Raw genomic sequence first — 13719 nt, forward strand, 5'->3', positions numbered from 1 at the left:
TTACTCTCTAGTACTTGAAGCACCAGAGAGTCAAAAGTTTAGGCACGTTTCTCTTCTTCTAAGCGCGTTTTTAGATAGTCGAGAAACAGTTGAGTTCGGGTGTGTTGATAGTCCAGCTTTGGGTAGTAGGCATATACAGTCGCTTCATCAGCGGTCACTTCCGGAAGAATGGGTACTAAAGCGCCGGATTTTAGGTCTTCTTTGATCATCACGTTATTAGACAGCAAGATTCCCATGCCTCGTTTAGCACCATGGAAGAGGGCTTCTGGGTTCGTCGTGGCGAAATTTCCCGATAGGCTGACACGTTTTCCACGATTGGTCTTGATTTCTCGTACTGGTTTCTCACCCCAGATTAAAACGTTATGCTGCGACAATTCTTCGATTGTTTTTGGTGTACCGTGTTTCTCTAGATAACTTGGCGCAGCATAAAACTGAGCTTTGTGCTCGAACAATGGGCTGGCTTTAAAGCTGAGGGAATTGAGTTGCTCCAACTCACGGCTGATAAACAAATCTAGGCTAAGTTCTGGTATCTGACCTGGTAGCGTGGTGATCAACTGAAGTTTAATATCAGGGTATTTTTCAAGAAAATCATCAAGATAATGTACTAAAAATTTAGAGCCTACCGCCAAAGTCGCACCAATTTTAAGTAGTCCTGCTGGTGATTGGTTAACAGAGCGGGTTTCATCTAAAACGGATTGCCAAGAGTCGAGTTGGACTTTGGCTCGTTCATAAAACAAAGCGCCTGCTTCAGTTTGGCTGATCGAGCGAGTGGTTCGCTTTAATAATTGAACACCAATCTTGTCCTCTAACCATTGGATACGTTTACTGATGGCGGAGCTGGTGGTGTTGAGTTTTCTCGCTGCTGCGTTAAAGCTACCTTCCTCGACTACGCGAATATAGCTATTAACGCTCTGAATCCAATCCATCTTATTCCATCCTCAGGGGAAATAATCCCTTTCCATTTTGGTTTATTATCATCTTTGAGTATCAAATATACACTGTCTGTCGTGAAACTGTCATGATGTAAGGAGGGTATATTGCGTAAAACACCATTATTGTTGGCGATGATGATCATCGCGACTGGTCAAGTAGGCGTCAGTATCTATCTTCCCTCTTTGCCTTTGATTGGTCACGATTTGAATCTTCCTCAGCATACGATTCAAAACTTGGTTACGCTGTTTCTTGTCGGATTTGGTGTCTCACAGCTAATTTATGGCCCTTTATCCGACGCAATTGGTCGCCGTCCTGTATTTATCTTGGGACAAAGTGTGTATCTCGCCGGAACCATCATCTGTATTGCCTTTGCGGACCACATTTTTGCACTTGAGACCGGACGTCTACTGCAAGGTCTTGGGGCTGGGAGTGCCTCTGTTCTTGGGCGCTCTGTGTTGCGAGATAGCTATGATGGAGTGCAGCTCACCAAGGCGTTGTCATACATCTCGGTGACTGCTTCTGTGATGCCGATTGTTGCGCCTTTGTTTGGTGGATGGATTGCTTATCACATTAGTTGGCATGCGGTTTTTGTCTTCGTTCTTATTTATCTTACGGCGATCTTTACCCTTGGCTTTATTGTGCTGCATGAAACGTTGCCTTACCCCAAACGCCGCTTTGAGCCAAAACGTGTGATGCGCAATTACTTTGAGTTGTTGACCAACAAACAAGTAATAGGCAGCGCAAGCTACAACTGGTTGAGTTACTTATCAGCTTTGGTGACACTGTCTCTCTATCCGTTCTTAATGCAACAAGAGCTTGGTCTCACTGCTGCCGATTACGGTACCTTAATGATTGTGCCTTCGGCAGGTTTATTGATGGGGAGTTTAGTTCTCAACATCATCAATGCTCGATACAAAGAGCAACAGATCCTTTTGATGAGTTTTGTCATTGTTGCCTTTTCGGGAGTGATGCTTCTTATATTGCCGTTTACAGCAACATCTTTGCTCATTGCCTTTACGTGTTTGAGCTTCGCGCAAGGCATGTCTTTCCCTGTTTCGATCAGTTTACTGCTATCGCCTCATAAACAACAGGCAGGTGCGGTATCTGCATTGTCGGGTTCTATTCAGATGTGTTTAGCAGGGCTATTTGGCGGCTATTTGGTAGAAACTTGGGTAACAACTCAACATCAACTCGGCGTCTTTTATATTTCGATTGCAGTGATTTCTTGTTTGGTGCTGGTGGTTGGACAGTTCCGTACCCCTTCTGGTGGTTTAGTCCAACCAGAGCGTTCTTAGTTGAATGTGGTTGCAAGGGCATGTTGTCCTCTCTAAAATGCGCAACCAATTATTGTGTCGTTATCTACACTTGGTTAATAGTGGCATATCGACAACACCCGTTCATTGTTAGGTGAAATCATGCAACAAAACGAATTTGAAGCTCTACTGAAAGAAATCGGTCAACAAGAAAACCTACCTCAAGCGCTAGAGCTGTTAAAAGCATCTGAGGAAGAAGAAGTCGCTCAGGCTGCTGAATCGCTAACAGGTCAATTCGGTCTTGCTGAAGTAGAAGGTGAAAAACGCATTTACCACATTACGGTTCAAGCAGATGAGTCTGGTGAAGAGAAAGAGTTCGTTGAGCATGTAATGAATGAAGGTGACCACCTGATCAAGTTTGCGGCTTGGTTCTTCGAGACTTTCTTTGAAATTAAACCGAAAGACACCTACAAAGCAGCAGGTAAAACATACCAGCAACCTAAACGTTAATTACGTTTCTTATTCGCTAGGATAAAAATCTTTGTAATTAAATTACAAAATAAATGTGACCTATGTCTTGTTTTGTGGTTTATGTGGTGTAAAATTACAACATAAACCAGTTAATTGCTTCTTAGGAGAAGGTCATGGGTTACGAACTTGGTGGTGTTTACTTTGGTCAAATGATGGCTAAAGACGCGATGCACAAAGCGCTTTACGGTAAAGCGAAGAAGAAAAAGCCTTCTATGTTTGCTCGCGTAATGAAAAAACTAGCGAATTAATAAGAAAAGCCCCGATGTCATATCGGGGCTTTTTACATTCTGGCTCTGGGTATCTCAATCGATATATTTAGGCAGTTTGACTTGGGATCTCGACAACGTTATCTGGCACGCTATCTAATCCTTTCTCAGCCAACCACTTTTCCAGATTATCCGCGCCTCCAATGTACTTACCGTCTAACCATATTTGTGGCACGGTCACTGGTGTTTTTTCACCAATGATGGCTTTCACTTCAGGGATCATACGATATAGGGCTGCGCTGTCTTTCACTACATCGTGATATTTGTAGTCAACGCCAGCTTCATCAAGCAACTTTTTCGCTTTAACACAGTAAGGGCATGTCGCCTTACCATAAACGATGTTGCCTTTAAGCTGATCTCGCTTGGTCCATTCAGCAATGACAGATTGAACAAGCACGCCTCGGTTTAGCGCTTCCCCTTGGCTGACGACTTTGCCTTCAACGACTAGGATAGGGGCATGCCATGCTCCAAGTTTTAATGGCTCCCACCAATGAGACAACCAATCTTTCACTTCTAGCTCGACTGGCACATCTGCTAATTCATTTTCAAATGTGTCAGCAAGAATATCTTTGGTTAATGTACATTCCCCGCATGGGATATTGACTTTGAATGGTCCCCAACTGCCGGCCCAACGATACAATGTAATTTTGATTGGCTGTGTCATAAGATGCTCCTCATTTCCTTTCCTGAAAATATAGAACTCAAAACCGAGAAATTTCTTTCAAATTACTTTCTTTTTTTCGCTTCCCAATGAGTAATGAAAGCAATGGAGCCGATAATGATTGCAGCACCAAGCCATAGTCGACCTGGTGGCACCCAGTTGAATACTAGCCAGCCTGCAAAGACATTTAAGGGCAGTTTCGCGTGGTCGAATGGTTGTACAAACGATGCATCAGCGACAGCGTAAGCTTTGACTACTGCCCACTGGGCTAGTGCCGTAAGTATGCCTGCGGCGATTAAGATTCCCCAAATGTTCCAGCCTTCAGGCATTGCAAATTTAGGTGCCGCCAGCAAAATATTAAAAGGCGTGATTAAGAGCAGTAAGTAAACCACCATGGTTGATGGTGGATCGTTCACCGACAGCTTTTTCACCATTAAAGAATAAGATGCCCAGAAAAAAGCCGCGCCGACAGGCAGTAACGTTGCCCAGGTAAAAGAGTCTGACCAAGGCTCAAGAATGATCATTGCGCCAATAAAGCCAGTAAGCGTCGCGATCCAACGAGCAACACCTACTTTTTCCTTCAGAATTAAACCTGAACCTACCGTTGCAAACAACGGTGAAGTCATAAGCAAAGCGATGCCTTGCCAGATAGGAACCGGATAAGCGAGAGCCCATAACCAAAGCTGGATACCGATAACCGCCAAGAAGATGCGCAATGCATGCCACCCAAAGTGGTTAGTACGTAGAGACTGACGAATTCCTAATGTTCGCAGATACGGCAAGATAGCGAAAAAGGCGATAGCGTATTGGAAGAGTGCAAATGTCGTGGATGACACACCAAAGTGAATACTTGCGATTTGAGCAAAGCTATTAACGATGGCAAAAGCCAAGCCTGCGGTAAGCATCCAAGATGCTCCTTGGACAGGATGATGATTCAATTGGATATTTCCGGTTTTAAACAATAGATAGGATCATACGTTCTAATGTTGGGGTAGCCAATAAAAAAATGCCTCCCAGAGGGAGGCGACATTACCAATTCAAAGGACGTGCCTACCGAAGTAGGTACAAAGAACGAGAAGCACAAACGCTGCCATGCATTTGCTCGTTTTTAATATTGCAGCTAGTGTGCCAACTTTTAACGTGTTGATTTTTAAAGGGTGAGAAGGGCGTGTCTAACGGCTACTAGAGGAATTGCACTAACTTCGGGAGTAAATGCATTAAAAGAGGGCAGTTAGGTTTAAGTAGAAAAGCTGTCGGTCTTATCTCAATAAATAGAAAATGACCGACACGAAGTGCCGGTCAAAAACTTGCTGCGATGCTGGCTTGGGCAGAAGCCGCAATTAGAAGTCGTAGCGTACGCCAAGACGAAGTGTATCTTCGCCTTCGGTTACTTTACCTTCCGCGTCTTTCGCTTCATCAAGTTGGTTCATGTAGTAAGAAAGGTAAGTGCGGAAGTTGCTATTCAGTTTGTAGTATCCCACAAGCTCAAAACCTTCAACTGCATCGTACTTTACAGCGCCATTTGGATCGTTTTCTTGGAAAGTGTAAAGACCAGCGACGGTAAACTTACTTGCGATCTTGTAGCTTGCAACTAGCTCATAAGCGGTAAAGTCTTCAGAATCTGTCAGTGCACCTTGTGAGTACGTACCTGCAAGGTAGAGGTTATCCAGTGAGTAAGCGATACCACCAAGGATTTGGTCTTCTGAATTGTCTTTGTCTACATCACCGCCTGAGTATGCAAGACCTAGGTCAAGACCGATTGGTAGAGAGTAAAGACCAGAAATGCCGTATTTATCTTGGCTATCCTCGGAGTTAGCTTGGTAAGTGGCTTGAACTTGTAGAGCATCGAATTCACCACGGTAAGCGAAAACGCTATCTTGCTTATCCGAAGATGAGTCAATGACTTGCTGAACGCCAGAAAACTCGGTGATATCCGTCATGTCTGAGATGATAACGGCAGCCATGTCTTGACGACCTACAGAGAAACTACCTGCATCTGCACTTACTCCTGCGTACATGTAGCGGTTTTTAAATTCGCTCTTACCGGTTTTTTGTTCCGCTTCGTAAACACCAAATGCAGACAGACCGTTACCGATGTCAGCCTTACCTTTGAGGTTTAGACGCGCACGTGACTTATCTTCCATAGAACCGTCTACTTCAGCACCGCCTGAACCAATAAAGTCACCACGAAACTCGACGCGACCGCCAACCTTCAATTCAGTGCCGCCATCTTTGTACACTGTCGCCGCAAAAGATGGTGCTGATACCAATGCTGTTAACACTGCAGTAGTTAGTGCTGCCTTTTTCATTTTCTTATTACCCTAGTTGTAATCGATGAGCTTTCTTGCTCGATGTATTGATGACGCTAAGGTAAACCGAGAAAATTAAAGATAGATTTCTATTAAGTTATGATTTGTTTGCATATTTATTTCAAATGTATGAATACCTTCTTATTTATGAAAATAAGAGAAAAAGGGGGTTTTATGTTTTTTTATGTTTTTCTAATGACTACCGAACGACATGTTTTTAAAAAAGATCCTAATCATTTTTTTCTTCTCGAATTGTAATTCAAGATTTCATGTTTAAATTTTCATTGTTTGTTTTAACAATGATTTAGCTGGATTTTTTGTTGTTACATGTAAGCATTTGTTTCCAATTTGGGTGTATTTTTCAGAATTTGTATAAAGAAAAAAGGTAAACGTTTGCGATTTTTCTTTTTTATTACATCTTTTCACTCTGCTCTGGGGAACTTCTGAAATACATTGATTGGCAGTTGTTAATCAAAAGTGACGCACATTGGTGGAGAAGATGCCCCAATCTACTTTTGTATAAAACTGACTTATAAACTAATGAATAAATACATGGATTTTATAATGAACAAAAAATTCCTAGCAGCAGCGATCGCAGCAGCAACATTCGGTACACAAGCAGTAGCAGTGGAGCTTTACAACAACGATGGCACAACGTTCTCTGTTGGCGGTCACGTATCTATTAACGTGAACGGTTCAGAGCAAGGTGACACTGATGTAGGTACTAACTCTCCACGTATCAACTTCACAGCAACTCAGGATCTAGGCAACGGCTTTACTGCTGACGCTCGCGGTGAATGGGCTCTTAACTACCTAGATGGTGGTGACGAAACATTTACTACTCGTCTTGGTTACCTAGGTCTAACTCACGATGTTTACGGTCGTGCAGTTGGTGGTACTCAGTGGGCACCTTACTACGATGTAGCTGGCGTTGCTGATATGCCTATCGCGTTTGCGAACGACTTTATCTACGACGATCACGGTAACCTAGGTACAGGTCGTGCGGACAAGATGCTTTCTTACCGTAACGCGATTGAGCTGGGCGAAGCTGGTGCAATCAACTTCGGTCTAGGTTGGCAAGGTTCTCAAACAGACGCTGATACCTCTCTAAACTACGATGACCGTGTTCAAGCAGCTCTTTCTTACGAAATCATGGGTGCTAAGATCGGTTACACATACACTGGAGGCGACATTAAAGATGGCGTGAGCAAAGAATCTGCTGAATCTCACCTAGTATCTGCAGCGTACGGCTCATACGGTCAAGGTCTATACATTGCAGCAGTTTACGGCTCAAACGAGAACATGAACTTCAGCACTACTGGTGATCGCTTAGTTGATAGCGATGCGTACGAAGCGCTACTAGCTTACGCACTACCAAGCAGCCTTAACCTAAGCATTAACTACGAAATGGTTGAAGGTAAAACATTTAAGAACTCTAAAACTGAAACTGCTCGTGAAGAGATGGCTGTACAGGCTGAATACAACTTCACTCCTAAGTTTGTTGGTTACGCTGGCTACCAGTTCGACCTAAACGATGCAAACGATCGTAAAACAGATGACAAATGGGCACTTGGTGCTCGTTACTACCTATAATAGTAACCTGTCCTAGTTACTATGGAAGCCAGCTTCGTGCTGGCTTTTTTTTGTCTGTGGTTCTTACCTTATCGAAGCTCAATTTAGTGATGATTCACTCAAAACGGGCTGAATGTCTTGTTTTTAACACCTCGAAACGAGAACTAGTGTCAACAACGTAACGTGTTGGATTATTATGCGTTTTTTGTTTTGCAGGGAAGAGCAATGAGCGTCGTTCAGGTTGAAGAGAAGAAAATCAAAGTCGGCAAAGTTCTGTGCGTCGGGCGTAATTACGTTGAGCATATTCAAGAGCTAGATAATGCCGTACCAGAGCAAATGGTAGTGTTCAATAAACCGGCGACTTCCGTTTCAACCAAACTCACCTCATTCCATCAAGAGCCTTTGCATTACGAAGCCGAAATCTGCTTTGTGATCAAAAACGGTCAATACTGCGCGGTTGGGCTCGGCTTAGATCTGACCAAACGCGGTTTACAATCTAACCTCAAAGAAAAAGGATTACCTTGGGAACGTGCCAAAGCGTTTGATGGCTCAGCGGTATTCAGCCGTTTCCGTTCTCTTCAAGGTGTCGATATTGACGATCTCAACTTAGAGCTTTTGATTAACTGTGTTCATGTTCAAAAAGGGCATGTTAAGCAAATGCTTTACCCACCGATGAACATTCTCGATGAGTTGAAGAGCTACACAACGCTAGAAGATGGCGATGTCGTGATGACAGGGACACCAAAGGGCGTGGGTGAAGTGCATCAAGGCGATGTCTTCCTTGGACGTTTGAAGTGTGGAGACATCACCTTATTAGAGATTGAATGGTTGGCTGTTTAGTCGCGAGCTTATAGCCAAATTCGAAGCAGTAAAAACGCGACCATACTTACGATGGTGGTGAGCAATACATTCTTTGTGAGGTATGCAATCGCAGCAGCTAATAGGGCAGCCAATAGAAATGGGTTTTGCCATGTGACGCTCAGTTCACCTTCTGGCATAAACACGATAGGAGCCCAGATCGCGGTGAGCACTGCAGGGCTTGCGTAGCTTAATATCTTTTGAGTTCTTACCCCCAATTTAAGCGGCAATTTTGGTTCGAGAAATAGATAACGGCTAGTGAATACCAAGGCTGTCATGGCTAAGATAGACAAAAAGATCATTGGCGTTCCTCCGGTGTATTCTCAATGTTTGGGGCTTTCGTCGTAAACTGTTCAACCAAATAGCCCGTCAACATGGCGAGAATACTCGCGAACATCAAGCTTCCTTCCACTTGGTAATAATTCAGCGTCACTGAGCTAACTAATGCTACCAATACACTGCATAGCACGGGAATGCTTTTTATCGTTGGCACCACAATCGCGATAAAGGTGGCAGCAACGGCAAATTCTAAGCCGAGCTCATTTAATTCAGGTATCAAACTGCCAGCGACAATGCCAGCAAGTGTTGCGAAGTTCCAAAATAAGTAGAAGCTTAATCCAGCGCCAAGGGCGTACCATCGATCAAATTGCTTATCGGATTGGTGCCCGACGATGGCAAATAGCTCATCAGTGAGTAAGAAGCCAAGTGAAAGACGCCACTTTAAGGGCAATGGCGAAATTTTACTGCGCATCGAAACACTATAAAGAAAATGGCGAGAGGTAATGAAAAAGGTCGTCAGCAACATGGTGGTTAAGCCTGCACCAGCTTTAATCATGCCCATGGCAACAAGTTGTGCGGAGCCAGCAAACAGAATGGCGGAAAGCGCCTGACCTTCTAGCGGGTGTAAGCCAGTATCGATGGCAAATGAGCCCGCAAGTAATCCCCAAGGCAGTACGGCGATGCTTAATGGCATCATTGCGATGGTACCTTGTAAAAAGAGTGAGAATTTTGAGTCTTGATGAGTTGGCAAAGTAGTATCCATAACTTCAACTTGAATAGAAAAACATGCTGTTAAGGTAGGCTGACCTAAGCATGCTGCCTTGTACAAAATTGCTAACAGTGCTTGATGTACTGCCCAGGCGTTACCCCCATGGCTTTTTTAAAATGACGATGCAAGTGGCTTTGGTCGTGAAAACCACATTCTTGAGCAACATCGGAAATCTTTTGTCCTAGCTTGAGCAGCTTTTTCGCCATTCGTAGTCTCTGTTGAATCTGAAATGCGTGCGGCGGAAAGCCAAACTGCTTTTGAAATTCACGCAACAGGTGGAAGGGGCTCAACCCTGCTAACTTCGCCAGTTCTTCTAAAGAGACATCGGCTTGAGGAAAGTCTTCAAGAAACTCTTTGACCAGATGTACTTGCTTTTGCGCTTTTGTCGTATCTTTAAGGGGAGCTCGATGTGTACTGTGCTTGCTGGCAAGTTTGATCAGTGTGCCGTAGACAAGTGTCTCTCTTAGCAAGCGATTATCGGATTTCTCTAGAGTATCGAACACTAATCGCAGTTGGTTTGCGAGCTCTGGATCGTAAACGACGGGCTGCGGGAAGTAGGGCTGCGCGACATTGGGCGCGCCAAGTTCTTTCCCAAGCGTTTGAAACTGCTCAGGTACGGGATACATGGCTTTGTATTCCCAGCCACCTTCTGACGCTGAGTGACCATTATGCACCTCATCAGCGTTTACAAGAATGATACTGTCTTGCGGTGCAATGTGGTTGCCACCGGTACGAAAGAATTGCTGTGCGCCTTTTTCAATCACACCAATGGTGTAGCCTTCATGGCTATGGCGAGAGAAGTTTTGTTTTTCGTATTTTGCATCGAGCAGCTCTAACCCGCCCAATTCTTGAGCAATCTTGAAAGTCGCGATTTCCTTATTCTTTTCTTTCATCTCGGTCCAAATAGCTCAAGCGTAAACAGTAGCACCACATCATTTGGAGTCTACCGGATCCATCCTGCTTATTTTTGTACATAATTGCTATTGGTATTAAAAATAAACATCAAAAAGGTTAATTGTTTTTAAATTGAGCATTAAACCTTTTGTATTTTCTGAATATTGCTTCGTAGAAAGATATTTGGTCTGGTTGTTATCTATTCATTGGTATAAGATCCGCCGCCTGTTTTAGAAAGCCAGTTCCACCATGATCGATTTATCTGTACTCCCTGTTTATCTCACCGCTGTTATTGCACTTCTTTTGTTGCCTGGACCTGACATGTTGTTGATTGCCAGCTCTAGCATGAGTTATGGCAAAAAAGTTGGTCTGTTTGCAAGCTTAGGCAACGCGACATCCGGCGTGATCTTAACGTTATTGGCAGCTATGGGTGTGTCGACCTTGATTGCCATGAGCCCAATCGCATTAAAAGTGCTTCATCTACTGGGGGGCGCGTACTTGCTCAAAATGGGGTGGGACTGTTTACGAGCGGACGTTTCTGCTGCACCAGAGCTTGACCAGAAAAACAAGATGGCATCGACTTACTATCAACGCGCTTTGATGAGTAACCTGCTGAACCCGAAAGCCTTGGTGTTTTTCGTGATGTTTTTGCCTCAGTTTGTCTCTAGCAACATTACCGCATCGTCGGGTGAGCAAATGCTCGCGCTTGGTTTGCTGCTAAACGTATTAGGCTTGCTATTCAATATTTTGTTAGTTGCATTGGCGGGGACATTAGGCAAAGGGTTGCTGGAAAACGATAAATTCCGCATGTACCAAGGTAAGCTAATGGGCTTGGTGTTCGTTATCCTTGCGGTGTGGATGCTCAGTAGCTTCGCGATGTAATGTGTAGGAACAATCAGATTTTTGAACAAAAGCCAGCACTCGCTGGCTTTTTGTTTTAGTATCACACTGATTTTCCAAGGAGTGGCAGTATGAAACTTGAATTTAAACTCAATCCAGAACAAAACGATCTCGATTTTATCCGTGATGGCATCCGAGCTTATAACAACATGCATCTACCGGATGGGGACGTAGACGCCATTGGCTGTTTTGCTCGTAATGACGAGGGTAAGGTTGTTGGCGGACTCACGGGAGAAATGTTTAATAACACCGTGTTTGTTGAATACCTATGGGTTGATGCAGAGGCACGCACTTCGGGATTAGGAAGCAAGCTGATCGCTCTACTGGAAGAGCAAGTGAAACCGCGTGGAGTCACGCATTTGTATCTCGATACCTATAGCTTTCAAGCGCTCGATTTTTACTTGAAATTGGGTTTTGAAAAAGTCGGGCAATATTCAGGCTACCCAGCAGCAGGCATTGATAAACATTTTCTGCAAAAACAGATTGCTTGATTTGGTTTGAATTAAACAAAAAAAAGAGGCGCTCGATGCGCCTCTTTTGCTATTTGTGGCTGTCACAGAATCGATGTTTCAAACTCGAATTACAAGCTTTGTTGATGCGCTTCGATAAGTGCGTTCATTTTCGCTTCCGCTGCTTGGTTAGCTTGCGCGTAATCCATCTCTGCCGGGAACTCGCTGATTACCTCGTAGTAACACTTCAACTTAGGCTCAGTACCAGAAGGGCGAACAATCACACGTGATTTGTCTTCTAAGTGGTAAACCAGTACGTCACTTGCTGGCAAGTTAATCGCTTCTGTTGGACCATCGGTCACAAAGCGAAGTGATGACTTCAGATCTTCAATCACTTCGATACGTTTACCCGCAATCTCTTTCGGTGGGTTTGCGCGAAGTTTGTCACCGATTGGTGGTGATTTAGGGTCAAGTGCAATGCTGCGCTGCGCGTTGAAGTAGAAACCGTGCTGGCGGTATAATTCTTCTAACTTATCCCACAGCGTTTTGCCTTGTGCTTTCAATTTACCTGTCAATTGAGAGAAAGCGACCAGTGCTGACAAACCATCTTTATCCCATACCTTATTACCTACTGTGTAGCCTAGTGCTTCTTCGTAAGCGAATAGGAATGGGTTCGCTTCAGTTTCTTGTGTCATTGCTACGTTAGTTAGCCATTTAAAGCCAGTTAACGTTTGGTAGTATTCTGCGCCGTGTGCTTTCGCAATACTGCTCAATAGACGAGAAGACACAATGGTATTCCCAACAAGCGCATTTGGTTGACCTTGTAGTAAGTAGTCACCAAACAATGAACCCACTTGGTCACCTGTTAGCATCTGATATTCGCCATCTGGGCGTTTTACAGCCACAGCAAAACGGTCTGCATCAGGATCGTTCGCGCAAGCAATGTCCGCATCGACAGATTTACCCAGTGCCATCACCATGTTCATTGCGCCTGCTTCTTCAGGATTCGGGAAGTTTACGGTAGGGAACGTACCGTCCGGTTCACGCTGTTCTGGAACGCTTGCGACTTTTTTAAAGCCAGCGTCTGCGAGCAACGTTTCTGCCATGTCCGCACCGACACCGTGCATTGCCGTGTAAACAATCGAGATATCTGTGTTGCTGTCCGGTGTTAGCAGGGCATTGTCGTTCATTGTTTTGCGATAAGTTTGGTAGTACTCGTCTTCAAGCCAAACTAACAAACCTTTTTGTTTTGCATCGTCCAGTGACATCAGAGGAAGCGGTTTTGTTGTTGCTTCATCGATTTTCGCAGCAATACCAGAATCGTGCGGTGGAATAATCTGTGCGCCATTTTCCCAGTACACTTTAAAGCCATTGTATTCTGGTGGGTTGTGGCTTGCGGTAACAACGACAGCCGCAGCTGCATTTAATTCACGAACACCAAAAGCAACAATTGGTGTTGCCGCTACTTTATAGGTTAGGTAAACCTTGATGCCCAAAGCAGTAAGTACAGAAGCTGTATCGTGTGCGAACTGTTTAGAATCTGGGCGACCATCGTAGCCAATAACAACACCGCGAGACGATGCGTCTTTCACTTGTTCAATCAGATAGTGACCGAGACCTGTTGCTGTCTCTTGAATCACTAAACGGTTCATGCGATTTGGACCCGCACCGACTTTACCGCGCAGACCTGCGGTACCAAATGCTAAGCGTGAACCAAATCGATCTGTCAGTTCTTGTTCGTTATTTGTATCGACTAGGTGTTGAAGCTCTTCACGAGTTTTTGGATCTGGGTCTCGTGCTAGCCATTGAGTAATTTGTGCTGTCATATTCGTCTTTCCTTAGTAGGGGGAGCCTACTTGTTTAGACACTTCTTTGCTTAAAAGCGTCCCAATGTTTTCTTTTAATTAATGTAAATGGTTCTCAATTACATTTCAAAGAGGGCAATCGATAAACCGAATTTATTTTTCAGTCTGTACGGAATTTATTCACAGTTAATTTCTTGAAGAACTATTGAACTATAACTAGCCTTTTAACATAAATATAAC

General features: G+C 44.1%; 15 protein-coding genes. 7 read left to right on the top strand and 8 right to left on the bottom strand.

From position 1 onward, the window contains the following. Window positions 1-38: 38 nt before the first annotated feature. Window positions 39-926 (bottom strand): LysR family transcriptional regulator, encoded by an 888-nt coding sequence (locus OH459_RS06630; protein WP_017190772.1) that lies wholly within the window; start codon window positions 924-926, stop codon window positions 39-41. 111 nt (window positions 927-1037) lie between these two features. On the opposite strand from OH459_RS06630, the gene OH459_RS06635 reads away from it, so the two are divergent. The 3 genes from OH459_RS06635 (at window position 1038) to OH459_RS06645 (ending at window position 2965) form a co-directional block, all read left to right on the top strand. Then, complete coding sequence (locus OH459_RS06635) at window positions 1038-2228, top strand: multidrug effflux MFS transporter (RefSeq protein WP_050903194.1); 1191 nt, start codon at window positions 1038-1040, stop codon at window positions 2226-2228. Window positions 2229-2348: 120 nt separating this feature from the next. After that, a complete protein-coding gene (locus OH459_RS06640; RefSeq protein ID WP_005452418.1) occupies window positions 2349-2696 on the top strand; it encodes a hypothetical protein in 348 nt (115 codons plus the stop codon). A gap of 134 nt (window positions 2697-2830) precedes the next feature. Further along, window positions 2831-2965 carry a hypothetical protein gene (locus tag OH459_RS06645; RefSeq protein WP_005452414.1) on the top strand — a complete coding sequence of 45 codons (135 nt, stop codon included), beginning with the start codon at window positions 2831-2833 and terminating at the stop codon, window positions 2963-2965. Between the two features lie 67 nt (window positions 2966-3032). Here the strand turns inward: OH459_RS06645 and OH459_RS06650 are convergent, their stop codons facing one another. The 3 genes from OH459_RS06650 to OH459_RS06660 all read right to left on the bottom strand — a co-directional run bounded on the left by OH459_RS06650 (window position 3033) and on the right by OH459_RS06660 (window position 5953). Further along, window positions 3033-3647: a glutaredoxin domain-containing protein gene (locus OH459_RS06650; protein ID WP_005452412.1), complete on the bottom strand. Its 615-nt coding sequence runs from the start codon at window positions 3645-3647 to the stop codon at window positions 3033-3035. A 62-nt stretch (window positions 3648-3709) separates the two neighbouring features. Further along, complete coding sequence (locus OH459_RS06655) at window positions 3710-4549, bottom strand: DMT family transporter (RefSeq protein WP_269986105.1); 840 nt, start codon at window positions 4547-4549, stop codon at window positions 3710-3712. A gap of 435 nt (window positions 4550-4984) precedes the next feature. Then, the gene (locus OH459_RS06660) at window positions 4985-5953 is read right to left on the bottom strand and encodes a porin (RefSeq protein ID WP_017190769.1); all 969 of its coding nucleotides are present in this window, start codon (window positions 5951-5953) and stop codon (window positions 4985-4987) included. Window positions 5954-6517: 564 nt separating this feature from the next. Here OH459_RS06660 and OH459_RS06665 point away from each other — a divergent pair. Together OH459_RS06665 and OH459_RS06670 are read left to right on the top strand one after the other, a co-directional pair. Next, complete coding sequence (locus OH459_RS06665; RefSeq protein WP_009696379.1) at window positions 6518-7546, top strand: porin; 1029 nt, start codon at window positions 6518-6520, stop codon at window positions 7544-7546. Window positions 7547-7750: 204 nt separating this feature from the next. Further along, complete coding sequence (locus OH459_RS06670; protein WP_005452403.1) at window positions 7751-8365, top strand: fumarylacetoacetate hydrolase family protein; 615 nt, start codon at window positions 7751-7753, stop codon at window positions 8363-8365. A gap of 8 nt (window positions 8366-8373) precedes the next feature. Here the strand turns inward: OH459_RS06670 and OH459_RS06675 are convergent, their stop codons facing one another. The 3 genes from OH459_RS06675 to OH459_RS06685 form a co-directional block, all read right to left on the bottom strand. Next, window positions 8374-8685, bottom strand: coding sequence for an AzlD domain-containing protein (locus OH459_RS06675; protein WP_009696378.1), 312 nt, complete (start codon window positions 8683-8685; stop codon window positions 8374-8376). Next, window positions 8682-9425, bottom strand: a complete 744-nt coding sequence (locus tag OH459_RS06680) for an AzlC family ABC transporter permease (protein WP_009702401.1) — start codon at window positions 9423-9425, stop codon at window positions 8682-8684. The genes OH459_RS06675 and OH459_RS06680 overlap by 4 nt, the downstream gene beginning before the upstream one ends. Window positions 9426-9496: 71 nt before the next feature. Beyond that, window positions 9497-10324 carry an AraC family transcriptional regulator gene (locus OH459_RS06685; RefSeq protein WP_050903434.1) on the bottom strand — a complete coding sequence of 276 codons (828 nt, stop codon included), beginning with the start codon at window positions 10322-10324 and terminating at the stop codon, window positions 9497-9499. Between the two features lie 250 nt (window positions 10325-10574). Between OH459_RS06685 and OH459_RS06690 the strand changes: the two genes are divergently transcribed. Together OH459_RS06690 and OH459_RS06695 are read left to right on the top strand one after the other, a co-directional pair. Then, window positions 10575-11207, top strand: a complete 633-nt coding sequence (locus tag OH459_RS06690; protein ID WP_005452399.1) for a LysE family translocator — start codon at window positions 10575-10577, stop codon at window positions 11205-11207. 89 nt (window positions 11208-11296) lie between these two features. Continuing rightward, window positions 11297-11716, top strand: a complete 420-nt coding sequence (locus tag OH459_RS06695; RefSeq protein WP_005452398.1) for a GNAT family N-acetyltransferase — start codon at window positions 11297-11299, stop codon at window positions 11714-11716. A gap of 89 nt (window positions 11717-11805) precedes the next feature. Here OH459_RS06695 and OH459_RS06700 read toward each other — a convergent pair whose 3' ends face one another. Then, complete coding sequence (locus OH459_RS06700; RefSeq protein ID WP_269986107.1) at window positions 11806-13500, bottom strand: phospho-sugar mutase; 1695 nt, start codon at window positions 13498-13500, stop codon at window positions 11806-11808. Window positions 13501-13719 lie beyond the last annotated feature (219 nt).

The organism is Vibrio sp. MM46 (assembly GCF_027587135.1).
In the GTDB taxonomy this organism is placed as follows: Bacteria; Pseudomonadota; Gammaproteobacteria; order Enterobacterales; family Vibrionaceae; genus Vibrio; species Vibrio harveyi.